Origin of the sequence: Pseudoalteromonas sp. 5Ae-yellow (assembly GCF_014077565.1) — a bacterium.
In the GTDB taxonomy this organism is placed as follows: Bacteria; Pseudomonadota; Gammaproteobacteria; order Enterobacterales; family Alteromonadaceae; genus Pseudoalteromonas.
Genome location: NZ_JACGWD010000012.1, coordinates 1 through 24441, shown reverse-complemented (window position 1 = coordinate 24441; position 24441 = coordinate 1). Strand labels below are relative to the sequence as shown.

The following is a 24441-nucleotide window of genomic DNA, read 5'->3' as shown; positions in this document are numbered from 1 at the left end:
CGAAACTTCACTTGAAAGTGATAACGGTTTATTAAAATCATCTGGACTTAGCTGCTCAACCCACGTTGTTATTTCGGCAATTTTTTTATTGCAGCAGTTGGAGAGTTTTCAATATCTCCTCCTCTTAAGCGGCAATCATAATCTACTTTTTGCGTGCTAAAGCCGGTCATTAAAGATTGATAATGATCGATAATATGTCGCATATGAGATCCTGCCGAGCTAATAAAGTTAGGAGTAATGACTTGGGAATAGTCCTCTTTAGTTACACCTTCAAGATAAGCGTGTCCTTGAGCTAGTATCTCTAATTGACTATTTAACATTGAATCGGTCTTCCTCATTTATCACTAAATCTTATATGTAAATAATTACAACATGATTTTTGGATGCTAATTTTGCATTGTATAAATAACTAGAAAGCTGTTTTTTAAAATTAACTTTCAAAGTTTATTCAGTAAGTGCATTTTTAAATACAAAAGTAATTAATGAGAAGCTAGATAATGTAGGAGGGGATAATTAATAAATGTAAAAGCAAATGGCGCTCTCGGTAGGGATCGAACCTACAACTCAGCCTCCGGAGGGCCACGTGATATCCATTTCACCACGAGAGCACATTTGTGCCGCCACACCAACTCGCGATATCAGTGCTTTAGCACCCACAATGATAAAGAGATCTTCAAATAAATACCAGTAACATCAGCTTATATGCTTATTAATTAAACTCTTTTAAATAAAACACTTCACAATGGCTTAAAAACAGGCTATTTATTCTAATTAAATAAAAAACAGTAACGGTTTAGCAACATTGAAACTATGATTGTCACTGTACAGATCGGTTTAATACGAGGAAATAATGATGAGTTTAATGTCTACTGAGCAAGTTGCTGAGTTTTTAGGTGTAAAAGCAGAGCGTGTAAAACGTCTTGCTAGAGAAAGTTTATTAATTGCTAAATCAGAAAATGAAAATGGCGAACCACAATTTGATACAGGTGAAGTAACAAAGTATAAAGAGCTTGCTGAACGCTTTGGTGGCCTTTAGCCTTTATACAAAAGTACTATTAACGAGTTTAGTTAGCTGCGCACGTAACATTGCAGATTCATTAGTTATGCTGCGCTCCTCATACCAGCCAATACATAACACCAAAAACAACAGCTTATAACAATTCAGCTTGGCCATTGAAGGGCTAAACGAGCTTTTTTTATCGACGCTATTTCTATAGTTGTTCAGCAACTCTTTTTTACTTTGCTCGTTAAGGTCAAAGCTCACAGCAAGGGCAGCTAAATCAAAATACACATCGTTAGTTTGCGCGTATTCAAAATCAATTAAATACATACCTGAAGCATTTACAATAATGTTATCTTTTACCAAATCGTTATGGCAAAAGCCTTCATTAAATGGCATAGCCGCAACTGCTTTGAGTACATGCTCTATTTGAGATTTGTATTGTGTGTATACATCGGTGTTTTGATAAAAATACAGCTCTTTAGCTATGTCCATTGGCGTGGTAAACACATTGTACTTATGCACTTGAGCAAGCTTATTAATAAAGCTAAGCGTTATATCCGATTGCGCGCTTTTGCCTTCGATATAATTAAATACCGCACGGCCGTTTTCTTTATCAAGCCAAATAGGCGCTGGACATATATTAAGGTCACTTAAAAAACGCTGTGCTTCAAGGCCGATATTTGGCCAGTGGCTTTTATAACATTTTAATAAATACCCTTGTTGCTTAGTACGTATTAAAAAATTATCGTTACTAAAGCCATTAAGTAATCGCTCGCTTGAAACAATGCTTGTAGGCTCTATAAACGCACTACATATTTTTACTAACTCATGATAATCAATCATTAATTAAAGCTGTGCTAATGGCTTAGCTTGGCTTTGCTCATACTCTTCGTACCAGGTTTTAAAGCCCCACGCTGCCATAATGGTATAAAATATAAAGAGTGCTAGCGTTGGGTAATAACCTTTTTCGTAATATAAATACATAGAAGCTGCATCTATAACAATCCAGTACAGCCAGTTTTCGAGGACTTTTTTAGCAACTAAGTAAGTAGTTACTACTGCAAAGCATGTTGTAAAGCTATCAAGATAAGCAAAATCAGCATGAGTATAGTTTTGCATAACGTAACCAATAGCTATTGCAGCTATAGTTGTTAAACTAATTAAAACAGCATGGCGGTTCATTGACCACGATGTAATATTTAAATTTGCAGCTTTGCCTTTACGCCACACAACCCAGCCAAATACAGCCATGTACATATAATAAAAATTAAGTAATGACTCCATAAGTAATGCGCCATTCCAATACATTATTGTATAAATAAGCGTGCTAAAAAAAGCAGCAGGCCAACACCATAGGCTTTCTTTTATTGCTAATAATAAGTAGGCCATAGACAACCCTACCGCAATGTATTCCCAATGCGACATTGCTGTAAAACCACTTAAGGTTTGTGTTAAAAAGTCCATATTATGCAGTTACCGTTTAGTTGTGCCGATTGTTATACCAATCTGCTTATATACGGGGCCTATTTAACGTTAAGAAGATTACGCTAGAACTAGGCAAAAATTTTTGTATCTAGCTGTTCTAAATAAAAAATTTTTAACGACGTTATAGTGCAATTTAATTCGTTAAATTGATCAAATATTTATGCAGGTTGGTATTATAGGCTATTCAGGCGATAAGTCGCCAGAGAGAAACTTACACACAAAAATAGCTTTACCAAACTCTTCATATGAACGTTTAATTTCGGTATTTAACACCTGCATTACTAAATCATAATCACCAAAAATTTGGGTTGATAGTGTATTTGTAATCACTTTTAAGTCATCGTATTCATTTAATCGGTCAATAAAGCCCTGAATAAACGGGATGTAATCTTGGTGCAATGGGTATTTACTGATCTCTACTGATAATTTCATTTTAAACTCTTTATATTAATTATTTGATTTCAAAAAATCGTTCAATGCCAGTTCAATACAGTGTAAAATCACCGTAACACTCAATCGAAATGAGCTAAATATGGCACGCAGAATCACTTATACATTTAAAAACCAACCACGCGAGATTAATTTCGCTAAAGATAAATACCACGACATGTATCAAGCAATTGCTGCTGCTGAAGGTATTGACCTAACTAATTACTTAAGCATGGTACAACAAATAGAAATGACCTCAAAAGGGTCGGCCTCTGTTCGTAACTTTCGCGACCAAGAATTTGCCCGCATGGGCTTTAGCGATATTTACTTTATAAAAGAGTAAATACAAGCTTTATAGCTGTATTAACGCTGATACTCATAACTTACGCGCGGTGTAATATTACATAATAGCTCGTAAGGGATAGTATCAGCGCATAGTGCTATTTCTTCAACTGGTAGCTCAGGGCCCCACATAGTAACCCTATCGCCAACTTTAATATTATGTTCATTAGTGCCTATATCTACACTAATCATATCCATAGCTACACTACCGACAATACCATAACGCTGCTTGCCAATTATAACGGGGGTCCCCTCTTTAGCGTGCCGAGGATAACCATCGCCATAACCCATAGCCACAACAGCTAACTTGGTTGGTTTATCGCTTTTCCAACGACCGCCATACCCGACCGCCTCATTAGCAGGCACATTTCGTACTGCAATTACGCGCGTAGTTAAGCGCATAACTGGTTTTAATTTATGTTGTTGCCCAATACTATTTGCCATAGGCGATACGCCATATAGCATTAGACCAGGACGTACCCAATCGCCATGACCATTTGGCCACGCGATAATACCCGCTGAATTTGATAAACAATGCGCTTGGTCAATACCATTCACTAAGTTATCAAATAACGTAATTTGTTGAACCGTTTTAGCATTATCAACATCATCAGCACACGAAAAATGGGTCATCAGATTAACAGTGTTTTTAGCGTTAGGTGTTTTTTGCAAGCGGTTATAAAACGCTTCAAACTGCTCTGGCGCAATACCCAATCGATGCATACCTGTATTTACTTTTAACCAGCATGTTATTGGTGCATCTAGCTTTGCTTTTTCAAGCGCCGCTAATTGGTACTCATCGTGAATAATAGTTTGAAAATTATTAGCAAGTAAAATAGGTATGTCGGCTTTATTAAAGAAGCCTTCGAGTAAAACTATTGGCTTTGTTAGGCCCCCCGCTCGCAGAGCTAACGCTTCATCTATCCGCGCCACAGCAAATGCGTCAGCATCATTTAAATGCTGCGCAATCGTTACTAATCCATGCCCGTAAGCATTTGCTTTTAGCACCGCCATCACTTTGCTGTTAGGTGCAAAGCCCTTAACTTGCGCTAAATTATGCGCAAGTGCCGTTAAGTTAATTTCAGCAGTGGCTAAGCGCATTAGTAATCGTCATCTACCGCTGGTCCCGCGTAATTATCAAAGCGAGAAAATTGACCTTGGAACGTTAAACGCACTTTACCAATTGGGCCGTTACGTTGTTTACCTATGATAATTTCAGCAATACCTTTATCGGTACTGTCTTCGTTGTAAACTTCGTCACGGTAAATAAACATAATTAAATCGGCATCCTGCTCTATCGACCCTGACTCACGTAAATCTGAGTTAATTGGGCGTTTATCGGCACGTTGCTCTAGCGTACGGTTTAGCTGCGAAAGCGCAACAACCGGACATTTTAGCTCTTTTGCTAGTGATTTAAGTGAACGCGAAATTTCGGCAATTTCGAGCGTTCGGTTATCGGCAAGGCTTGGTACACGCATTAACTGTAAGTAATCGACCATGATCATGCTAATACCGCCATGGTCGCGGGCTATACGCCTTGCACGTGAGCGCACATCGGTAGGTGTTAAGCCTGACGCATCATCAACGTACATTTTGCCTTTTTCCATCAACAAACCCATAGTTGATGAAAGTCGTGCCCAATCGTCATCATCTAACTGGCCAGTACGCACCTTAGTTTGGTTAATGCGACCAAGAGACGCTAGCATCCTCATCATAATTTGTTCTGAAGGCATCTCTAGAGAGTAAATTAATACTGGTTTGTCTTGAGTCATTGCAGCATGTTCTGCAAGGTTCATCGCAAAGGTGGTTTTACCCATTGATGGACGTGCTGCAACAATAATTAAATCGGATGGCTGTAAGCCCGTCGTCATTTTATCAAGATCGGCATAACCTGTACTTACACCTGTTACACCATCTTGTGGCGATTGATAAAGCTCTTCTATTTTATCAACAGTTTTTTCAAGGATGCTATGAATGCTCTGCGGACCTTCATTACTTTTTGTTCGTTGCTCAGCAATTTTAAACACTTTGCTTTCGGCAAAATCAAGTAAATCGTGACTAGTACGTCCTTCAGTATTAAAACCCGCTTCTGCAATTTCGTTCGCTACGCCAATCATTTCACGTACAACAGCGCGTTCGCGTACAATACTTGCGTAAGCGTCAATGTTAGCAGCGCTTGGCGTGTTTTTAGCTATTTCAGCTAAATAAGCAAAACCACCAATTCCTGCAAGTTTATTATTTTTTTCTAAACTTTCAGAAATAGTGATTAAATCTATTGGATCGCCAATCTCAGCAAGTGCCGTCATCGCTTCAAAAATTAACTTGTGCGTGCGGGTATAAAAATCCTGTGATACAACAAGTTCAGCTACGCGGTCAAAAGCTTGGTTATCAAGCATTAAGCCACCTAAAACAGATTGTTCAGCTTCTATTGAATGGGGAGGAACTTTAAGAGTATCGACTTGCTTATCTGGTTTGGCCATAACTTCACAGTAGTAAAATTGAATGGCTCTATTCTATCGACTTGAAGGAGCTGTGCAAATAGAAAAGCAGGAAATCTTTTCCTGCTTTTTGTAATCGTAAAGGTAAGAGCGTTATTTAATACGAAGCTCTATGCGCCCACTAATGGTATCCATTTCAACATTAGCATTACCGCCATTGATACTAAACTCTAAATCACTAGCTGGGCCATATTTAGCTTTACTGACTTTGTCACTAGTAACTTTATTAATGATTTTGCCATTAGCATGGGCTTTAATTTCAAAATTTGCAGATACGCTGTCAGGAAAGTAAAAATCGCCATCGCCACTTACCGATTCAAAACGTACATCACCACCTTTTAAAAGCTCTTTAATGTGTACTTCGGCTTCGCCATTCACCGTGTTAATACGTAAGTTTTTAATAGCCGATAGCGAAAATTCTATGTCGCCATTTACATTTTCAAGGCGCACATCATTAGCACTGGAAGTTGATTTAATATCACCATTAACAGCGCTAAAACGCAGTTCACCACTTGATTGCCTATCGTTAATTTCGCCGTTTACGGTTTCAAATTGAATATTACCACTTAAATTTTGTGCATTTACGTCGCCATTAACTGTGGTCAATTTAATATTACCGGCAATATCATCTACCATAATTTCGCCGTTAACCACATCAACTTCAGCGCCGTTTTTAAGCTCCTTTGCAGTCACCGATACATTAACGCCAGCAAACTCTAAGCTACTGCTTTTTGGCATGAATATAGTTAGACTTGAGCCATCGCCATTATTATTCCAATTTGATTTACGTGGCATTTTTACAATGAACTGTGTTTTATCGCCACTCGTTTTAAGCTCATAACCTTCTGCTTTGTCATCAAGCTCGCCAGATACTTTAAATTCGTTTTTATCCCAGCCTGTAATATGTATATCACCGCGTTGGTTTTCAATAAAAATAGTGCCGCCATTTGGTACGTCTATTTGCTTATCTATTTTTTCACCCGCAAATACCGCCAATGGAAATAAGCTTAGTCCTAATAAAATCGCTTTCATGTCGTACTCCTAAATGTGCTGCCAACGTGGCGCGTGCACCTTGTTAATTAAATCAAGTTGTTGCTGATATATTTGCGCTAACATTGTCAGAAGCGCTTGGTTTTGTGGTTCATTTTTAAGAGCTTGCTTTATTGCTTGTTCAGCCTCTTCTAATTCTTGTAGTTGTGTTTGCCAATTAGTGGTCAATGCTTCTTTATTTTCGTATTCAACTAACAAACTGTTTTTTTTCGCCGAAAAGTAATCACTGATAGCCACTACGGGCTGTGGCTCGGGCGCTATAAAAAATATATTTACAGCAATTAAAGTAGCTAATGTGCACGCAGCTATTGCCGTTAGTTTTGGCCAAGTGCCAGTATTTTTTGGGTTTTGCTTATTATTAACAATTGCTCGCTCAATCCCTGCCCATAAATCTTTTTGTGGTGGTATCTCTTTATCAAGCGTATTTAATGATTTGTTTAAGTAATCGTCAAAATTTGGTTTATTCATTTTCATACCACTCTTGTAATAACTGCCTAGCACGATGATATTGCGATTTACTTGAACCAACAGCCATACCTAACTGTTCGGCTATTTCCTCATGCCTGTAACCTTCAATTGCAAACAACACAAACACCATACGTGCACGCTCAGGAAGCCTTACTATTAATTTATCAAGGCCATTTAAGCCTTTGCAGTCGTTAGCTGATTGCTCATCCATACCGCTGTGTTCAATGCTCACTACTTTTTGTAGCCAATTTTTTTGCTTGCGTAGGTAGTTAATCGCAATATTGCTGGCAACACTGTAAAGCCAAGTAGAAAACTGCGAGCGACCGTCAAATTGCGCTATTTTATGCCACACCTGTACAAACACTTCTTGCGCTGCATCTTCAGCATGCGCTTGGTCGGCTAATAAACGTAAGCATAAACCGTAGACTCGTTTTATATGTAACTCATAAAGCGTTGTATATGCCGCCTGCTCACCCGACTTAACACGTTCAATAAGTGTAGCTTCGCATAAAGGCGTTTGTTCGGGTTTAACGTGTAACATCCGTGATGTCGCCTTTTAATTATTATTATTGGGTTAGTGTATTGATAAGTTAGACGTAATAACAGTTCGAAAAGGTTTAAAGGGAATGAAAAAATAATTGAATAAAAAAGAGGGTTGTACGAGGTTGTATTTAACTGTGCCCTTAACTAGTAACTAATAAACGAAGTTAGCCAAATTACAGACACAAAAAAGCCGCGCTAATAAATAGCACGGCTTTTGTCGCTTAATTAAAAATTAAGCTTCAGCGATTACGATTACTTTAATAGTAGCCGTTACGTCTGAGTGAACTGAAATTGATACGTCAAATTCACCTGTCTCACGGATAGTACCTAGAGGCAAACGAACTTCTGACTTAGCAACTTCAACACCAACAGCTGAGATAGCGTCAGCGATGTCACGAGTACCGATTGAACCGAATAACTTACCTTCGTCACCAGCTTTAGATACTAATGTAACTTCTGCTAATGCTTCTAGTTTGTCAGCGCGTGCTTGTGCAGCAACTAACTGTTCAGCAATTTTCGCTTCAAGTTCTGCGCGACGTGCGTCAAAAGTTTCAATGTTAGCTTTAGTCGCAGGAACTGCCTTACCTTGAGGGAAAAGGAAGTTACGTGCGAAACCAGATTTAACTACAACCTGTTCACCTAGGCTACCTAGGTTAGCGATCTTATCTAGTAGAATAACTTGCATGTTTCTACACCTTTTAAAAACTGTTAATCCGCTGCTTACTTATGTAAGTCAGTGTATGGAAGAAGGGCTAAGTAGCGAGCACGCTTAATAGCAGTTGCTAGCTGGCGCTGAAATTTAGCGCTAGTACCTGTGATACGGCTAGGTACGATTTTGCCACTTTCTGTAACATAGTTTCTAAGAGTAGCTAGATCTTTGTAATCGATTTGTTTTACGCCTTCCGCTTTAAAGCGGCAGAACTTACGACGTCTGAAATAACGTGCCATGAGATTAATTCCTCAAATAATTCTTTCTATATGCTGAGCATGCAAAACCAATTGGCTAAGGCCGTTACGACCTTCGTGGCGATTTAAAAAACCACTCACTTGCAATGCCTGCCCAACGTGCAAATGTTGAGTCTGTTGTTGCATTTGCTTTCCACTAGCAACCACCTGAAGCCTCACATAACTATTACGGTTAAGGTCTGCTTCGGTTTGCATTGATTTATGTTCTACAACAAAAATACAATGCGGGATGCCTGCAGGGCTTTGGCTAAACTTGGGCGTTTTACAAACTACCCCAGATATAACCAGCTGATTCATATATGGGCTAACCATTACACTAACTGCTGACTACGTGCCATGCTAGGACTCAAAACAATTAAGCAGCTGGTGCTTCTTTCTTCTCTTCTCTTGCAAGAGGAGACGCTTCAGTTTCAGCAGTTTTAGTGCGGATAACTAAGTTACGAAGCACTGCATCGTTGTAGCGGAAAGTAGTTTCTAGCTCGCTGATTACTTCAGTAGGTGCTTCAACGTTCATAAGAACATAATGAGCTTTATGAAGCTTGTTGATTGGGTAAGCCAGTTGACGGCGGCCCCAGTCTTCAAGACGGTGGATAGTACCACCAGCTTCAGTGATAGAACCAGTATAACGTTCGATCATACCAGTTACTTGCTCACTCTGATCAGGGTGAACCATGAATACGATTTCGTAATGACGCATGGATATTCCTTACGGTTAATAGAGCCTTCTACCGTTTCGGCCGGTCGGTTTAAGGCAAGGAATTAATAGTTTAAAAGCCGAAATGAGCGCGCATTTTACGCTTAGATGGATAATTAAGCAAGCAGGTTTTTTAAGCTTTTATAGATAAGTATCTAAAGGTAATTATTATGGGCTTCCCTCATCGCACCACCAGGCTGCACGCCTATAAGTAGACGCCAAACTTACTCGCGTGAAAAACGTTGCTTTTAATTACTTGAATTCTACATTTGCCCGTAAAATATAAACATTTACTCAAACCTAAAGTCGTGCAATTATTGAGCAACACATTATTAAATAAGGATATTTATGAAGGTCTTACTATCGCTTGTATTAACACTTACTTTTAGTACATCTTTTTTAAGCTACGCAGACACCTCTACAGCCGACATTACCGTTGGTAAAAAGTCATTCTACAATCAAACATACTTAACGAAGACAGGCCTATCAAAATCTTTATACCTGATACTGTAAAAGATGATCAGCCGCTTTATGTTATTTATTTACTTGATGGTGTTGAGCACTTCCATACGGCGTCTGGTGTTATAAAATCCCTTGTTGATTACGAGCAAATACCTAATGTAATGCTTGTTGGCATTGATACAACTAACCGCGTTCGTGATTACTTACCTAAAGTACAAGGTGAGCCTAAAACTGAGTTTCAAACCTTTGTTAAAAATAAATGGCCTGACGCTGGGCAAACTGACAATTTTTTAAAGTTTGTGTCTGACGAACTCATGCCCTATATAAATAGCAACTACTCAACTAACGGCTACAGCACCTTAATTGGTCACTCTAATGCTGGTACATTAGCGCTTTATACCTTAGTTAATCAGCCTGAATTATTTAACAACTATATAGCTATAAGCCCAAACAGTTGGTGGAGTGATGAGGAATTAAAAACTAATATTACAAAATACGCTAAAAAACCGAAAGGCGGTCAATCATTGTTTATTAGTGTAGCAAGCGAAGGAGCACGCTTTTATACTGGCGTATTAAATACTTTAGTAAATTTAGAGCAACAAATGCCCACACAGCTAAAATGGGAATATAAGCATTACCCTACTTTTTCTCATATGGGCACCATACTACCAGCACTTAGCGATAGCCTAATTCACTTATTTGGCGACCTAATATTTAAAGTTACTGATGAGCACGGAAGATTTGCTGATGTATCGCTTATTACCGGTTACTACCAAGCACTGAGTGATAAATACGGATTTGAGCTTAAAATTCCACAAGATGTGTACGTAGAATTTGCGCATAGCCAGCAAAAATTTGGTAACACAGCTAAAGCTATTACCACGCTTAAACACTTTACTACCCATTACCCAAGTGCAGCCTATTCTCACATGCGTTTATCGCAAGGGTATACTGCGAATAAGCAGTTCAAAGAGGCCGTCACCAGTATGAAATACGCATTAGAACTTGCTAAGCAAAACTCGCGAGATCCAATGTTAATTGATGCACTCAAAGATATGGTGAATGAAGCGCAAGAGAATTTGTAACTGATTTAACGCAAAGCACTTTTTAGCTAACGATAGTAATTACGAGCAACGCTCGTCGCGTCAGCAAGCTAAACGCCTACAGGTAAAATTAAGCTCAGTGTGAAACTTTGCATGTAGACGCCGAGCTTGCTCGCGTGAAAAGCGAAGCTTTTAATATATTTAAAACCACCATAAAACAAAAACCGATGTTTAAACTAAACATCGGTTTTGAATAAAAAAGCTCATTTGATTTACTTACAAATGCTTTTTAAGAAACTCAGTAACCTCTTTGTATTGTACTTTTAAGCTTTCTGGATCATCAAAAAAGTGTGTTCCGTCATCAATTTCAACATACTTTATATCTAGGTTTCGCTTTGCTTTATCATAAAAATATTTTGATTGTCGATAGTCGACTCTCGTATCTTTTGTCCCATGGATAAGCAAAATTGGGGCTTTAATTCGGTTAATCATATTGATTGCCGAAACCTCAGATAATGCATCAACGGCTTTACTATCAGTCATATCAACAATATTACCTAGGTAGGCATCTTGTCGCTCTTCATCTTCAACTAACCCTTTTAGATCCGATATTCCAGAAATACTAATAATGCATTTAAAGCGTTCGGGCTCTTGCCATGCAGCTGTTAATGCAACATAACCACCATAACTTGCGCCATAAATACATGCATTATTTTTTGATGTTAATCCTGTTCTAGTAGCCCAATCCATTGCATCATATACATCTTGTTGCATACGTTTACCCCACTGATAATAACCATCAGTTTCAAAAGCACTACCAAAACCTTCAGAGCCCCTGAAGTTCACTTGCAATACCGCATAACCTAAACTAACTAAATATTGAAGCTCTCGATTAAAGTATTTGTAGTCTCGACTATGCGGTCCTCCGTGAGGCATTACAATTAGCGGCGGAGTTTTAATTCCTTCTGGTTTTGTAAAATAGCCTGAGATTTCAGCTCCATCGCTCGCTTTAAAGCTATAGTTTTGCACTGGTACAAATTTATTACGTGCTAAATAAGGAAATTTAGATAGCCAAGCGCCGCCCTTCTTTGTGTTTAAATCAAAATAATAATAAGTAGGGCTGACTGAATCACTTATTACATTTACAAGAATTCGTGTTCTATCTTTACTACGGCTAACAATACTAGCTTGCTTATCACCAAATAAATTAGCAACCATAAGCTCTTGCTTACCGTCTACCTCTGAAAAATAATGGCTCTTGTAGAAATCATCATAGTAGCCAACCCCTATAAAATCGCCCTCACTATTAACGATTGCATTATTTATATCGTATTTATCATTGCTATAAACAAGCTCTTCAAACTCCCCTGACTCGATATCATATGACCATAAAGCTTGTCTGTTTAATACACGATCAGAAAGGACGTAAGCTTTTGTACCATCTTCATTAAGGCCTTGGATGGAGAAAGTACTATCTTCACCCAAAATATGGGTATGAATCATTTTTAATGCTTCATCTTTCTTTGCTCGATACCATATTGAAGCAATAAACTTATCATCTTTTTTATCAATTGCGATCCCCAGGCGTAAAACTCCCTTAGGGTCTGCATACCAACTTCCAATATTTTCTTTATTCCTCTGAATTTTATCAAAACTAGAATCACCTAATTCAACTTTAAAAACAGAATAAGCTTTATCTTTTTCATCAAACGTTGACACTAGCGCGAAATCTGGCTCATTTTTAAGTGAGGAAACGAGTCTGAAACTCTGATATCTATACCACTTATATTCAGAAAAACGTCGCGTAGTTAGCATTTTACTTTCATTGGTTTCAACATTGATCGAATATAACCTTGAAACTCTCATGTATTGACCATTGACATATTCAGGGTAACTAGCAGAAACAATGATATATTTATTACCTGACCAACGAATAAAGTCGACTCTGTCTTTATCTTTTTTGAGACTTGCTAATATATTGAATTTGATACTAGGAAATTTAGCTAAACTGATAGTAGGGCCTTCAGCAGTATTATAAAGTGTTGCTATCATTTCTCCATTTGGCGATATTTGTGGTTGCTCTACCATTGGAAGTTTAGCGTAAGACTCCCACGGTTTATCTTTTGCATGAACTACAGACGCAGTTAATAAAAAAAATAAGAGTGTTATTTTTAACATTTATTTCTTCCTTAAAATTTAGTAAAAACTTTTTATTATATTTAATGTAAAAATAACAAAGTTTACCGAAAAAACATACAAAGTAAGTACTTAATTTATTTTAATAAAAAACCGATGCTTAAATTAAACATCGGTTTTTTATTAAAAGCGAATAACTAACCGCTTTTCTCGTGGAGTTTTGTTTCACTCAACCTACATCACTTCCCTATCGCCTCTTTGGCGAACAGGTGTTTTATTGGGCCTAAATTATCAATGAGTGAGAGCCCTACTCCGCGAATAAGTTTTTTAACCGGGTTTGCACCTTCAAATAACTCTTTTAGCCCTTGCATCATGGCTATGTGCTTTTGCGCATCGAGCTTACGGGTACGTTCGTAATCGCGAAGTGTACGAGTGCTTGCAAACTCCTTGCTATCACTTGTGAGTAGCTCAATTAAATAAGCGGCGTCTTTTAGGCCTAGGTTCATACCAAGCCCTGCAAGTGGATGGATTGTATGTGCAGCATCGCCAATGAGCACTACTTTGCCTGAAACCCATTGCTGGGCGTAGCGCATTTTAAGTGGGAAAGCTGCGCGCGCACTTTGCACTTCACATAGCCCGCATTGGCCATCTATGGCTGCCATTACGGCTTTATTAAAGGCACAATCGTCCATTGCAAGCAGCTCATCGCAGTGGTTTGGGCTAGTAGACCATACTATTGAATGGGTATTTGCATCGCTCAGAGGTAAAAATGCCAGCGGCCCGGTTGGTAAAAACACTTGGCGTGCGGTATTTGCGTGCGGCTCTTTAGTTTTAACAGTCGCAACTAGCGCATGGTGATCGTAATCTTTAAAGCTAAGCGCCATATTAAATTGTTTGCGAATAGCTGAGTTTGCCCCATCAGCGGCCACCAGCAGTTTTGCAATAATTGGCTCGCCGCTTTTAAGCGTTATAAATACATCTGATTCGCTTTGATGTATTTGCTGATACTGTGTATCGAACATTAACGTGGCACTACTTTGTTGTTCCAACTCTTTTATGAGCGCGTAGCGGATAATGTCGTTTTCAACAATATGGCCTAAATGCTCAAGCTCAAGTTGTTTGTTATCAAACGCTATTTTGCCAAAACTGTCGGCATCACGTACATCCATATGCGTATAAGCGCACGCTCGCTGTGCGATAATTTCTGGCCATACGTTTAATTGCTCAAGCAAGGTTTGACTTGTAATGCTTAGCGCACTTACGCGCAAACCATATTCGTCAGTTGGCAACGCTTGTGTTGGTGCGCCGTCGAGTACAACGACGCTTATATCGGCTTTTGCCAATCCAAGTGCTAGTGTTAGCCCTACGCAGCCACCACCTACAATACAAACCTGTGCTTGCTTCATAAACGCCTACCTTGTTTAACTTGCCCCATTAACTGTTTGGCTAATGGCGCTTTTAATGCGGGAAATAAATCCATCGAAAACAACCCAATACTGCGCCCCAATGCGAGCACTCGCGATGAGTTTGAAAAAAGCCTAACAAGTGCATCGGTTAAGCTCATTACGGTTTTTATATCATCACTGCGCCTTTTAGAATATTCACGTGTAAACGCATAGCTGCCTAAACAGTGTTGGCTGTTTGCTATTAAATTACTTAGTACTTGCACGTCGCGAAGGCCTAAATTAAAACCTTGCCCTGCAATAGGATGAATAGCATGTGCGGCATTACCAATAACCACTGTACGGTGCGTAATTAAAGACTCGACTTGCCCGTAAACGAGCGGGTAACTCGTGCGCATGCCTACTTTAGTAAATTGACCACCGCGATAACCAAACGCACTTTGTAGGGCACTTATAAAGTCTTGTTCATTAAGTGCCATGTGCTGTTCAACCTGATCTTGGCTCATACACCACACTAACGAATAACGGTTATTACTCATGGGTAATAACGCCATAGGCCCGCTTTGTGTAAAACGCTCAAAGGCATGATTATTATGCCCACCAGCCACTTCTACATTAGCAATAATTGCGCCTTGTTCATAAGGCTGGGTATTAAAACCAAGCCCAAGTAAATTACGTGTGGGAGATTGTGCACCATCTGCAATAACTAATAACGCTGCGTTTAATTGCTCGCCGCTTTGCAGGGTAAGTGTATTGCTATGCAATGTTTGCTCAATAGCAATTACGCTATCGGGGCAGTAAAGCGCAATGTTTGACTGCGTTAAACGCAGGTGAAGCGCTCGGCCAAATGGGTTAACTTCTACTACGTAACCAAGTGAAGGCTTAGCAAATTCGTCGCAATTAATATGCGCTTTGCCAAAGTGGCCTCGATCAGACACGCTCACTTTTTTGATTGCTGCGGTGTAAGGGGCATTTTGTTCAAATAAATTGAGGCTTTGTAAATACTCTACCGATTGCTGAGCAAGTGCAATGCTTCTGTCGTCAAAGCTTGGGTGGTAGTCGCCGGTTACTTGATTCGCTTCTACAACGGCAATATTTAACGTCGGATTAGTTTTAGCCACACTTAACGCGCAGCTTGCTCCCGCTAAACCACCGCCAATAACAACTACATCAAACTGCTTAGCCACTTTGCTCTCCGAGCTTTATACGTTTTTAGCACTTTGCATAAGTGCTTCTATATCGCTAATTTTTTTAGGCACGCTTAGGGTCAAGTTTTCATGGCCGGTTTCGGTAACTAGCAAGTTATCTTCAATACGAATACCAATGCCTTTGTATTTTTGCGGTGCGCTTGAGTCTTCACTTATATAAAGCCCAGGCTCTATGGTGAGTACCATACCCGGCTCAAATGCACGCTCAACGTTACTTACTTTGTAATCGCCAACATCATGTACATCTAAACCAAGCCAATGCCCAAGGCCGTGCATGTAATATTCTTTACATGCACCTTTTGCCATTAGCTCGTCAAAGTCGCCGGTTAAAATACCTAAATCAAGTAAACCTTGGGTCATTACTTCCATTGCTAGTTTATTAGCGTGCGACATATAACCACCTGGTTTCACTTCATCAAAGGCAACTTCTTGCGCTTTAAGTACAATATTGTAAAGCGCGGCTTGCTCTTCGCTAAATTGACCATTTACTGGAAAAGTACGGGTGATATCGGCGGCGTAACCTTGTAGTTCACAACCGGAGTCTATAAGTACCAGGTCGCCATTTTTTAATACATCGCTATTTTGCGTGTAATGTAAAATATTGGCGTTGTTGCCGCTACCAACAATTGTGCCGTACGCAGGATGCGGCGCACCATTCATAGCATAATGATGATGTAGCTCAGCCTCTAGCTGAAATTCAGTAGCTCCGGGGTGTGAAAAACGCATAGCGCGCATGTGCCCTCGCGCACTAATTTCACAGCCTTCTCGCATAACATCTATCTCGCTTGGCGATTTAAACAAACGCATTTCATGAATAAGGCCGCGTATTTCTTTTAAAGTACTCGGTGCTTTGAGGCCTTTTCGCGCACCACTTCTAAGTGTACCTAGTAACGTAAACACTTTGGTATCAAATGAAGGATAAGCACCTTGTGCAAAATAAATCGCATCTTTTTCATTTAGTATATCGAGTAGCTTATCGTTTAATTCACTTAACGGGTAAGCTTCATCAAACAAGTAGTCACTTTTAGCTTTATCAAAGCCAACTCTGCGGCCATGCCAAATTTCGGCAAGCTTGTCTTTATCTAGGCAAAATAAAGTACTAGGTGCATCGCTGTTGTTACATAGTACAAGTACAGCGTCGGGTTCGTTAAAGCCTGTTAAATAGAAAAAGTCGCTATCTTGTCTAAATGCATATTCGGTATCGCGGCTACGGGTAACTTCGCTCGCAGCGGGAATAATAGCAACGCTATTTTTATCCATTTGCGCAAGTAAACGCTCACGGCGTGCTTTAAATTCTGACTTTTGTACTTCAACCATTATTAACCAACCCGTTTAACTTTTTAAACTAATGAAGTGTTTTTTTAGTACTTTGCGTGTTTTGCTCTTTACCAAGCTCTGCAAAACAAAGTAGTGCTGATACTCGCACATATTCAATCACTTCGTGCAGCGCTTGGCTGTCTTCTTCGGTTTCTTCAAAAGTGGTATCTAGGCGAGTGATTTCGCTAAAGTCAGTAATAACCTCTTTAACATCGCTTGATAACTTACCGTAATCTTTTTGCTTTAAGCCAAAACCAAGCATAAACCCTGCTACCCATGATACGAGGCCATTAGCCTGATCGATGAGTGTTTCGTCATCGTTTGGTAAAAATAAATCAAACTGAAACTCGTCATCATTAAAGCTCGCAACTACTTGCTTATAAATAGTGCCAAAAAATTGCTTTAAATCGTTACTAAATGATTCACCATCGTTAAACACATCGCTCAAAAGGCCTAAGTATTCTTTGTCGTCAATGGTTAAACCACACGCAAGTAAACCACTAATTACACCATGCGCTTCGGCAGGTGATACAAATATTTCGTTTTTTTCTAAAAGCAGTTGAGCTTTTTCGTAATCGGGTAAATCGTTCATAATCGAATCTTCGCTTTGCAAGTTAAGGCAATGCTACCACTCGATAAAAAGCAACTCCAATTAATTGTATGATCAAGCTCAAAAACCATGCGATAAAGTAAATGGCGAGTTAAAGGTGCGGGAAAACTAAGCGAACGGTTTAATTTTTTACGTTTGGGGTTTAAGGATTGGATTATGTCTTATATACTTAAATTGTTCCCTGGGGTACCGGAGCTTGGTTAAGTCCCTGAGCCGATAAATTTTATACCAGGATTTCTGTTCGTCTACTATTGTGCAAGCTCGGCATGTACCGAGAAGCCTACGGTAAACCGCAGATTTCCGCCCTGAAACCTTCTGGTTTCAGGACTGAAACCGGGTACCGTATCTTGGGGAACACCTTCTTATTTTAATACCCCCTCTTATTACTTATTCATTTTTTTGCTATACCTTCGTACATTATTTTTATAATTTTTGGCAAAAAAAGCTGCAAGCAATTTCTTACTTACAGCTAAATTTTAAATGCTTACGCTTATTTACTTAAACCAACCTTGAAAGCGCTCCATCATCATGTAGTTTATTGGCACTAACAATAAAGTAATAAAGGTCGCAAAAATAATCCCAAACCCTAGACTTACCGCCATAGGTATTAAAAACTGCGCCTGAGTTGCTTTTTCAAATAATAACGGCATTAAGCCAATAAAGGTCGTTAAACTTGTTAGCATTACAGGGCGAAAACGCGATGCACCGGCAAGTTTAACTGCATCTAGTAATTTGCCGCCTTCACTGCGCTTTTTATTGATAAAATCAACTAGTACAAGCGAGTCATTTACTACCACCCCAGTTAGAGCGAGCATACCAAGCAAGCTCATAATGGTTAAATCCATGCCCATAATCCAATGCCCGACTACAGCACCTATCATGCCAAATGGAATTACACTCATTACTATAATTGGCTGTAAGTAAGATTTAAGCGGTATTGCTAATAGCGCATAAATTATGAAAAATACAAACACAAGCGCCCAAGCCAATGACCCAAACGACTCTCGCTGCTCTTTAGCCTCACCTTCTAGTTTATAATCTACTCCAGGGTATTGTTGCATTAACTCATCTAAATACTCCGTTAGGTCAGCCTGAAGTATGGTCATGTTGGTGTTATTTTTTTCGATATCCGCTGTTACATTTAAAGTACGGTAGCGGTCTATTCGGTTAATAGTTGACGGGCTTTGCCCTGCAGTAAGAGTTGCAACATGCGATAACGGCACCGAGCCACCAGTAGGTGTATTGATGAGTATATTTTGTAAATCGGCTACAGAGCGGCGCTCGTCTATGGGCAAGCGTACCATTACTCGTACATCATCACGCCCGCGCTGAATACGTTGGACTTGCGAGCCAAAGAACGAATTACGCACTTGACCTGCAACATTGACTCTATTTAATCCCAGCGCTAAGCCTTGCTGCGTAAGCTCTATTTGTAACTCTTCTTTACCATCAGACATGCTATCGGCAATATCAAATACCGTTGGGTAGGTCGATAAACGGGTTTTAATGTGATCAGCCACGTCTTGTAAAATAGTCAACGAAGTCCCGCTAAGCTGAACATCAATTGGGTCAGAACTTCGGCCAATTTCAGCTCTAAATGTTAAGCTTTCAGCACCTGGAATGACACCAATTAAATCGCGCCATTCGCTGGCAAGCTCTCTTGATCCTATTTCTGATTCACGCTTTTCAGCCGGTGTTATTTCAAAGCGTACAGAACCTGAATTAGATACACCACCGCGCCCACCTGTTGTGGCTAATATATTTAAAATAACGCTTTCACCTGTACCTGGGTCGCGGTATTTTTCTTGTAATTGCTGCGCCTTTTGCGACATATCAATTACGTATTTATTAGTGACTTCAAACGGCGTACCTGTTGGTAGTGTTAAGTTAACGCGGACTGTTTCGCTTGGTATACGCGGGAAAAATACAAACTTAGTCCAACCACTAGTGATCATGGTTAAAATTATTATAAACACACCAACAAACAAACTTACCGAAGCCAATTTATGGCGAAGTGCTAAATTTAAAGTTGGTTGGTAATATTTTAAAATCGCGTTTTCAAATCCATCTGCAAAACGCTGTTGAATAACATCAAACTTTGAAGGTTCGCCTTTTTCGTGGCGTAGTTTTATATATTTTAAATGTGCGGGTAGTACAAATTTAGATTCAATCAATGAAAACAATAATACCGGAATAACCACTACCGGTATTTGTGCAAACAAAGCACCGCGTGCCCCTTCAATAAAGGCCAAAGGTAGAAAGGCGGCAACGGTAGTTAATACACCAAATGTTACTGGTGTTGCAACTTCTTGAGTACCTAAAATTGCGGCCTGCTCCCCCGACTTAGCTGTTTTTAAATGGGTATAGACATTTTCGCCAGTAACTATGGCGTCATCAACAACAATCCCAAGTACTAATATAAAGCCAAATAAACTCATAATATTAAGGGTTACGCCAAATATAGGCATCGCTATAAACGCGCCCATAAACGATACCGGAATACCAATAAATACCCAAAATGCAATTGCAGGTCGTAAAAACAAAGTAAGTAAAGCAAGTACTAAAATACCGCCTTGTAGGGCATTGGTCGTTAGTGTGGCAATTCGACTTTTAACCAGCTCCGAATCATCATCCCAGTAACTTAGTTCAAATCCTTGTGGAAGGGAGCTTTGTTGCTCTTTTATGTAATTTTTAACTTCGTCAGCAACAGTAATCGCACTTTGTGGACCAATTCGATATACGTCGATAAATGCAGCCTGCTTACCATTAAAGCGAGTACGTACTGGGGTTTCTTCAAAATCGTCTTTAATTATTGCAATATCGCCTAAACGAATAATCGTGCCGTCAGCTTGGTTTTTAACAACAATATTGGCAAATTCATCTTTACGATATGCTTGCCCTTTAGAGCTTATAAGTACGTCCCCACCTTCAGTTTTTAAGTTACCAGCAGAAATATCAGAGCTTGAATTAGCAATGGCACTCGATATTTGTGCAAGGCTTAAATCGTACTGGCGAAGAACGTCTTGGCTTACTTCAATGGCAATTTCGTAATCACGAACACCACTTAGCTCTACCTGCGTCACATTTGGTAAACGTAGAATTTGATCGCGTACTGTTTCTGCGTATTCACGGGTTTCTTTTTCGCCGTAATCACTTGATACGGTAACCGCGATAACTTCGCGAATTCGTTCCGCAAGCGCGACTATTGGCTTTTCAGCATCCGCTGGAAAGGTATTAATTGCATCTACACGACTTTTAATATCAGCTAAAAGCTCACGCGGGTCGTAGCCCGTTTCAACTTCAATTGTTACAGAGCCTGAGCCTTCAGAAGAGCGGCTAAATATTTGCTTAATACCTTCTAAATCTTGTACGGCTTCTTCTATACGAATTGTTACGCCTTGCTCTACATCCTCTGGTGTTGAGCCGCGCAAACTTACGTTCACGCTTATCATGTCGGTTTCGAATGAAGGGAATACTTCAAGCGGTATTTTAGTCGATAAACTAAAAAGCCCCGACAGCAGCAACGTTACTAGCAATAAGTTAGCAGCAACATGGTTTTTGGCAAACCAAGCTATCATGGCTTATCTCCTTGCTTTGCTGGACGGCGTTTTTTTAACTCTTCAACACTAATACCAAGCTCTTTTGCTTTTTGTTCAAGTTGCTCAGCTGTAGGGCGCTTTCCTTTACCTTGCCCATTCGCTCCACGGCTTTTAGGTTGATCTGCGCTTTGTTCACCTAAAATACTTACTTGAGTTCCTGAACTTACTTGGCCAAGTGGAGTAATAACAAGTTTATCATTTGCGTTTAAACCGGTTTTTATCATCGCCTGAGTCGCATTTTGCCAAGCTAGTGTGATGTCTTTGCGCTTAAGTACGCCACCTTCAACAATGTAAACGTACGTTCCTTGATAAATTGTACTGTTAGGAATTATAAGTGCGTTAGATACTGTTCTGCCGGTAATTTGCGCTTTTATATACTGCCCAATTTTTATTGGGTACTGGTTATTTGCTGTTGCTTTATACGGGTCATTAATTTTAGCAACTACATAAAGCTGCTGTGCGCCTTCATCTATAGCACCTTCTGTGCGTGCTAATTGCCCTTGCCACGTTTGCTCACCTACTAAGTCAGAAGTAAATTTAACAATTGAACCCGCTTGGTTTTTAGCACCATCGCGATACTGCTCTGGTAAATTTACAAATGGGAGATCTTTATTTTTAATTGGTAGGCGAATCTCAACGCTATCGATTGCGTAAATGGTGGCTAGCTGTGTGTTGTTAGTAACAACTTGCCCTAAATCAACACTGCGGCTGAGTATACGCCCCGCATATGGCGCCGTTACTTTAGTGCGCTCTAAATCAAGCATCGCTTTTTCAAGTGCTGCCTGCGCCGATAAAACCTCAGCTTCAGCGGCTGCTAGTTGTGGCTCACGTAGTACTAAGCTGCTTGCCTGATTTGAGCCGCCAAGGCGCTTCCAATCGGTAATAGCTTGTTGCCCACGCGCCTTCTCTTCTAGCAAACCTTGCTCTGCGGTTAATAAATTGGCTTGAGCAGATTTAACTTCAGCCTGATGATCTCTGTCGTCTAGTTTTAAAAGTACATCGTCTTTTTCAAAAAAACCGCCTTCTCTAAAGTCATCACTTACTTCAATTATTTGTCCTGATGCCTGAGCCACTAACAAGCTTTGTGTACGTGGTTTTACAGTACCGTAGCTGTCTATCATCACTTGATAATTTTGTGGTTTTAGCTCAAGCGCAGCCACACTTATTGATGCCTTAGGAGGTGTCCCAAAGCGTTTAGCCTCAGGCGTGTTATTTTTAATAAACATAACAATTAAAATAGTGGCAACTATAACCACCGCTGGAATAATAATTTTTGCTGTTTTAGTTTTCATCGTTATTGCTCTTTAGTTCACTTGAGGGCTTTGCAAAATCACCACCAAGGGCAATGTGTAAGTTAATTCTATTGGCTATTAATTGGTTTTTAATATCGATTAAGGAGCTTTGCGCATCGAAAGAGCGATCTTGGGCATCAAGCACTGTCGTGTAAGTTACCAAGCCACTTTGATACTGCTCAAACGACAATTGCTCTGCAGCAAGTGCGTTTTCTTGCGCTTCAAGAGTACTGCTGTATTGCGCTTTAAGGGAGTGCTGCTGCGAAATTGCATTTTCAACATCACCAAATGCGTCATAAAGCGTTTGCAAATAAAGCTGCTCTTGCTTTTGAGTGTTAAGACGCGCTATTTCTTCGTTGGCTTTTAAGCGCCCACCTTCAAAAAGTGGCGCTGAAATACTACCTAACAAAGACCATGCAAGGCTTGATGGAGAAAACAAGTCGCTTACTCTGTCTGTACTATCACTTAATGAAGCTGTTAAATCTAAACTTGGAAAGCGTTGTTTGTGCGCATATGCCAATGATGCGTCGGCTGCTAAAAGCTCATACCAACTTGCACGTAGAGTAGGTTTTCGCGTTATAAGTTCAGAAGGTAATCCTAGAGGAATATCGGTATTAATAACAGGTAAGTCACTACTAGCAGTAATAGCGCCTTTTGGGTATTCACCAAGTAAACGCTCAAGTACACGTGCTGATGCCGATAAACTCGCTGTTTGAGTGGCAATGCGAGAGCGTTCATTATTAAGCTCATTACGCGCTAAATACACATCGAGCGCTTCGTTTATGCCTTGGCGATAGCCAGCTTCAATAATATCGAGATTTTGTTGTGAGTTGGCTTCGCGACGCTTAAATAAATCCAGTAATTGCTGCGCCGTAACCACATCAAACCAACCTGTTACCACATCTGCAACGAGTTGCTGTTTAGCTTGCTCAAATCGTGCCTGCTGAGCTAAATAGTTAAGATTAGCTTCGCGCTTGGCGTCAGAAAGCTTACCCCATAAATCAACCTCGTAAGTTAAATTTAAACTTACGGAGCTTGCGTTGTCGTAACTTACAGGGCGGTTGTCTTTACTACGGCTTGTACGTGTTGATAAATCGAGGCTTGGCCAAAGTGCAGCGCCCGAGACTATAAGTTGCTGCTTTTGAATTTCAACATCATAACTCGTTTGCAAAAGCTGTTGGTTGTTTTTAAGTGCTTGTTGTACAAATTTATTAAGCGTAGGATTTTGTAATTGTGTAAGCCATTGCTCTTGTACTTTTAATACTGAGCTTGATGCTTCTTGCTGCCATTGCTGAGGCATATTATTAGGGACTTGCATGCGCTGCGACGAGTTTAAATCACTCGCACAGCCGCTGAGCAGCATCACACTAATTGCCAGTAGGGTTGGCTTGCATTGCCAGATCATAATTAAACCTAAATTACTGCTATTTATGAACGTAATTCAAGCACTTTGGCAAATTTTGCTCAACTTACTTTACATAACATTACATAGCTAGCGATGAATTAACATAATAGCCAGTTATACGGTAAAAATGAGTAAATGATCAGCAATTTTTAATACTAAAATTAACTTTTTGTAGTGTATCTAAAAGATTATACCTATTCGCTTAATTAAGTGATCTATTTTGAGGTAAGAAAATCGTGTCGATAACAAGGCAAAAATTTCGTTATTTTTGTCTTATATCAGAAATTTTTAACGCAGTTAACGGCAGGTTTAATCACTCAAATTAATTAAGTATTATTGCGGATTGGTATTAGACATATAGAAACATCGAGTAGGGTGAGGCTTATGCCTCATCCCTCTCACAGAACCGTACGTACGGACCTCGTATACGGCTCCTGTACCCTTCACATTTTATCAACTTATTTCCTAAACGCTGATAAAGCAAGCCA

Annotated in this window: 23 protein-coding genes, 1 tRNA gene, 1 other RNA gene and 1 pseudogene; 4 read left to right on the top strand and 22 right to left on the bottom strand. The window is 39.7% G+C overall.

Going from position 1 to position 24441, the window contains the following annotated elements:
• Positions 1-68 precede the first annotated feature (68 nt).
• Together H4J63_RS20225 and H4J63_RS05355 are read right to left on the bottom strand one after the other, a co-directional pair.
• Positions 69-320 carry a hypothetical protein gene (locus tag H4J63_RS20225; protein ID WP_259365576.1) on the bottom strand — a complete coding sequence of 84 codons (252 nt, stop codon included), beginning with the start codon at positions 318-320 and terminating at the stop codon, positions 69-71.
• Between the two features lie 213 nt (positions 321-533).
• Positions 534-608, bottom strand: a tRNA-Arg gene (locus H4J63_RS05355).
• Between the two features lie 245 nt (positions 609-853).
• On the opposite strand from H4J63_RS05355, the gene H4J63_RS05350 reads away from it, so the two are divergent.
• On the top strand, positions 854-1036 hold the full coding sequence (locus H4J63_RS05350) for a helix-turn-helix domain-containing protein (protein WP_182195048.1): 183 nt from the start codon (positions 854-856) through the stop codon (positions 1034-1036).
• 3 nt (positions 1037-1039) lie between these two features.
• Here H4J63_RS05350 and H4J63_RS05345 read toward each other — a convergent pair whose 3' ends face one another.
• From H4J63_RS05345 to H4J63_RS05335, 3 genes are all read right to left on the bottom strand, one after another.
• Complete coding sequence (locus H4J63_RS05345) at positions 1040-1846, bottom strand: phosphotransferase (protein ID WP_182195044.1); 807 nt, start codon at positions 1844-1846, stop codon at positions 1040-1042.
• 3 nt (positions 1847-1849) lie between these two features.
• Positions 1850-2467 carry a nicotinamide riboside transporter PnuC gene (gene pnuC, locus H4J63_RS05340; protein WP_182195042.1) on the bottom strand — a complete coding sequence of 206 codons (618 nt, stop codon included), beginning with the start codon at positions 2465-2467 and terminating at the stop codon, positions 1850-1852.
• Positions 2468-2668: 201 nt separating this feature from the next.
• A complete protein-coding gene (locus H4J63_RS05335; RefSeq protein WP_007587304.1) occupies positions 2669-2920 on the bottom strand; it encodes a hypothetical protein in 252 nt (83 codons plus the stop codon).
• 100 nt (positions 2921-3020) lie between these two features.
• Here H4J63_RS05335 and H4J63_RS05330 point away from each other — a divergent pair, with 100 nt between their 5' ends.
• A complete protein-coding gene (locus H4J63_RS05330; protein ID WP_011329083.1) occupies positions 3021-3260 on the top strand; it encodes a DUF2960 domain-containing protein in 240 nt (79 codons plus the stop codon).
• Positions 3261-3280: 20 nt separating this feature from the next.
• On the opposite strand, the gene alr is transcribed toward H4J63_RS05330, so the two are convergent.
• From alr to rpsF, 9 genes are all read right to left on the bottom strand, one after another.
• Positions 3281-4360: an alanine racemase gene (gene alr, locus H4J63_RS05325; protein WP_182195039.1), complete on the bottom strand. Its 1080-nt coding sequence runs from the start codon at positions 4358-4360 to the stop codon at positions 3281-3283.
• The gene (gene dnaB, locus H4J63_RS05320) at positions 4360-5739 is read right to left on the bottom strand and encodes a replicative DNA helicase (protein ID WP_182195036.1); all 1380 of its coding nucleotides are present in this window, start codon (positions 5737-5739) and stop codon (positions 4360-4362) included. The genes alr and dnaB overlap by 1 nt, the downstream gene beginning before the upstream one ends.
• A gap of 111 nt (positions 5740-5850) precedes the next feature.
• Positions 5851-6789, bottom strand: coding sequence for a DUF4097 family beta strand repeat-containing protein (locus tag H4J63_RS05315; RefSeq protein WP_182195034.1), 939 nt, complete (start codon positions 6787-6789; stop codon positions 5851-5853).
• Positions 6790-6798: 9 nt separating this feature from the next.
• Positions 6799-7281 carry a hypothetical protein gene (locus tag H4J63_RS05310; RefSeq protein WP_182195031.1) on the bottom strand — a complete coding sequence of 161 codons (483 nt, stop codon included), beginning with the start codon at positions 7279-7281 and terminating at the stop codon, positions 6799-6801.
• Positions 7268-7816, bottom strand: a complete 549-nt coding sequence (locus H4J63_RS05305; RefSeq protein ID WP_182195029.1) for an RNA polymerase sigma factor — start codon at positions 7814-7816, stop codon at positions 7268-7270. The genes H4J63_RS05310 and H4J63_RS05305 overlap by 14 nt, the downstream gene beginning before the upstream one ends.
• Positions 7817-8050: 234 nt before the next feature.
• Positions 8051-8503, bottom strand: coding sequence for a 50S ribosomal protein L9 (rplI, locus tag H4J63_RS05300; protein WP_149593996.1), 453 nt, complete (start codon positions 8501-8503; stop codon positions 8051-8053).
• Positions 8504-8538: 35 nt separating this feature from the next.
• Positions 8539-8766 (bottom strand): 30S ribosomal protein S18, encoded by a 228-nt coding sequence (gene rpsR / locus H4J63_RS05295; RefSeq protein WP_007378475.1) that lies wholly within the window; start codon positions 8764-8766, stop codon positions 8539-8541.
• A gap of 12 nt (positions 8767-8778) precedes the next feature.
• Positions 8779-9096 carry a primosomal replication protein N gene (gene priB / locus H4J63_RS05290; protein WP_004588456.1) on the bottom strand — a complete coding sequence of 106 codons (318 nt, stop codon included), beginning with the start codon at positions 9094-9096 and terminating at the stop codon, positions 8779-8781.
• A gap of 43 nt (positions 9097-9139) precedes the next feature.
• Positions 9140-9481: a 30S ribosomal protein S6 gene (rpsF, locus tag H4J63_RS05285; RefSeq protein ID WP_149593995.1), complete on the bottom strand. Its 342-nt coding sequence runs from the start codon at positions 9479-9481 to the stop codon at positions 9140-9142.
• A 345-nt stretch (positions 9482-9826) separates the two neighbouring features.
• Between rpsF and H4J63_RS05280 the strand changes: the two are divergent.
• Positions 9827-11025: pseudogene (locus H4J63_RS05280) on the top strand (alpha/beta hydrolase-fold protein).
• A gap of 234 nt (positions 11026-11259) precedes the next feature.
• Here the strand turns inward: H4J63_RS05280 and H4J63_RS05275 are convergent.
• From H4J63_RS05275 to H4J63_RS05255, 5 genes are all read right to left on the bottom strand, one after another.
• Positions 11260-13161, bottom strand: a complete 1902-nt coding sequence (locus H4J63_RS05275; RefSeq protein WP_259365574.1) for a S9 family peptidase — start codon at positions 13159-13161, stop codon at positions 11260-11262.
• A 197-nt stretch (positions 13162-13358) separates the two neighbouring features.
• Positions 13359-14525 carry an FAD-dependent monooxygenase gene (locus H4J63_RS05270; RefSeq protein WP_024604895.1) on the bottom strand — a complete coding sequence of 389 codons (1167 nt, stop codon included), beginning with the start codon at positions 14523-14525 and terminating at the stop codon, positions 13359-13361.
• Positions 14522-15709, bottom strand: coding sequence for a 2-octaprenyl-6-methoxyphenyl hydroxylase (ubiH, locus tag H4J63_RS05265; RefSeq protein WP_182195027.1), 1188 nt, complete (start codon positions 15707-15709; stop codon positions 14522-14524). Before ubiH ends, H4J63_RS05270 begins: the two co-directional genes overlap by 4 nt.
• A gap of 15 nt (positions 15710-15724) precedes the next feature.
• A complete protein-coding gene (gene pepP / locus H4J63_RS05260) occupies positions 15725-17047 on the bottom strand; it encodes a Xaa-Pro aminopeptidase (protein WP_024604897.1) in 1323 nt (440 codons plus the stop codon).
• 28 nt (positions 17048-17075) lie between these two features.
• Entirely contained in the window at positions 17076-17639 is a 564-nt protein-coding gene (locus tag H4J63_RS05255) for a UPF0149 family protein (protein WP_002962745.1), read from the bottom strand.
• A gap of 193 nt (positions 17640-17832) precedes the next feature.
• Here H4J63_RS05255 and ssrS point away from each other — a divergent pair.
• Positions 17833-18015, top strand: a non-coding RNA gene (gene ssrS, locus H4J63_RS05250) — 6S RNA.
• Positions 18016-18151: 136 nt separating this feature from the next.
• Here the strand turns inward: ssrS and H4J63_RS05245 are convergent.
• From H4J63_RS05245 to H4J63_RS05235, 3 genes are read right to left on the bottom strand one after another with little or no spacing between them, the layout of a single operon-like run.
• Positions 18152-21235 carry an efflux RND transporter permease subunit gene (locus tag H4J63_RS05245; protein ID WP_182195025.1) on the bottom strand — a complete coding sequence of 1028 codons (3084 nt, stop codon included), beginning with the start codon at positions 21233-21235 and terminating at the stop codon, positions 18152-18154.
• On the bottom strand, positions 21232-22548 hold the full coding sequence (locus tag H4J63_RS05240) for an efflux RND transporter periplasmic adaptor subunit (protein ID WP_182195023.1): 1317 nt from the start codon (positions 22546-22548) through the stop codon (positions 21232-21234). Before H4J63_RS05240 ends, H4J63_RS05245 begins: the two co-directional genes overlap by 4 nt.
• On the bottom strand, positions 22538-23953 hold the full coding sequence (locus tag H4J63_RS05235) for a TolC family protein (RefSeq protein WP_024604029.1): 1416 nt from the start codon (positions 23951-23953) through the stop codon (positions 22538-22540). The genes H4J63_RS05240 and H4J63_RS05235 overlap by 11 nt, the downstream gene beginning before the upstream one ends.
• Positions 23954-24441 lie beyond the last annotated feature (488 nt).

Excerpts from the sequence above, each read along its gene's own strand:
- H4J63_RS20225 (WP_259365576.1), bottom strand. The coding sequence starts at position 320 with ATGTTAAATAGTCAATTAGAGATACTAGCTCAAGGACACGCTTATCTT.
- H4J63_RS05350 (WP_182195048.1), top strand. The coding sequence starts at position 854 with ATGAGTTTAATGTCTACTGAGCAAGTTGCTGAGTTTTTAGGTGTAAAA.
- H4J63_RS05345 (WP_182195044.1), bottom strand. The coding sequence starts at position 1,846 with ATGATTGATTATCATGAGTTAGTAAAAATATGTAGTGCGTTTATAGAG.
- pnuC (WP_182195042.1), bottom strand. The coding sequence starts at position 2,467 with ATGGACTTTTTAACACAAACCTTAAGTGGTTTTACAGCAATGTCGCAT.
- H4J63_RS05335 (WP_007587304.1), bottom strand. The coding sequence starts at position 2,920 with ATGAAATTATCAGTAGAGATCAGTAAATACCCATTGCACCAAGATTAC.
- H4J63_RS05330 (WP_011329083.1), top strand. The coding sequence starts at position 3,021 with ATGGCACGCAGAATCACTTATACATTTAAAAACCAACCACGCGAGATT.
- alr (WP_182195039.1), bottom strand. The coding sequence starts at position 4,360 with ATGCGCTTAGCCACTGCTGAAATTAACTTAACGGCACTTGCGCATAAT.
- dnaB (WP_182195036.1), bottom strand. The coding sequence starts at position 5,739 with ATGGCCAAACCAGATAAGCAAGTCGATACTCTTAAAGTTCCTCCCCAT.
- H4J63_RS05315 (WP_182195034.1), bottom strand. The coding sequence starts at position 6,789 with ATGAAAGCGATTTTATTAGGACTAAGCTTATTTCCATTGGCGGTATTT.
- H4J63_RS05310 (WP_182195031.1), bottom strand. The coding sequence starts at position 7,281 with ATGAAAATGAATAAACCAAATTTTGACGATTACTTAAACAAATCATTA.
- H4J63_RS05305 (WP_182195029.1), bottom strand. The coding sequence starts at position 7,816 with ATGTTACACGTTAAACCCGAACAAACGCCTTTATGCGAAGCTACACTT.
- rplI (WP_149593996.1), bottom strand. The coding sequence starts at position 8,503 with ATGCAAGTTATTCTACTAGATAAGATCGCTAACCTAGGTAGCCTAGGT.
- rpsR (WP_007378475.1), bottom strand. The coding sequence starts at position 8,766 with ATGGCACGTTATTTCAGACGTCGTAAGTTCTGCCGCTTTAAAGCGGAA.
- priB (WP_004588456.1), bottom strand. The coding sequence starts at position 9,096 with ATGGTTAGCCCATATATGAATCAGCTGGTTATATCTGGGGTAGTTTGT.
- rpsF (WP_149593995.1), bottom strand. The coding sequence starts at position 9,481 with ATGCGTCATTACGAAATCGTATTCATGGTTCACCCTGATCAGAGTGAG.
- H4J63_RS05275 (WP_259365574.1), bottom strand. The coding sequence starts at position 13,161 with ATGTTAAAAATAACACTCTTATTTTTTTTATTAACTGCGTCTGTAGTT.
- H4J63_RS05270 (WP_024604895.1), bottom strand. The coding sequence starts at position 14,525 with ATGAAGCAAGCACAGGTTTGTATTGTAGGTGGTGGCTGCGTAGGGCTA.
- pepP (WP_024604897.1), bottom strand. The coding sequence starts at position 17,047 with ATGGTTGAAGTACAAAAGTCAGAATTTAAAGCACGCCGTGAGCGTTTA.
- H4J63_RS05255 (WP_002962745.1), bottom strand. The coding sequence starts at position 17,639 with ATGAACGATTTACCCGATTACGAAAAAGCTCAACTGCTTTTAGAAAAA.
- H4J63_RS05245 (WP_182195025.1), bottom strand. The coding sequence starts at position 21,235 with ATGATAGCTTGGTTTGCCAAAAACCATGTTGCTGCTAACTTATTGCTA.
- H4J63_RS05240 (WP_182195023.1), bottom strand. The coding sequence starts at position 22,548 with ATGAAAACTAAAACAGCAAAAATTATTATTCCAGCGGTGGTTATAGTT.
- H4J63_RS05235 (WP_024604029.1), bottom strand. The coding sequence starts at position 23,953 with ATGATCTGGCAATGCAAGCCAACCCTACTGGCAATTAGTGTGATGCTG.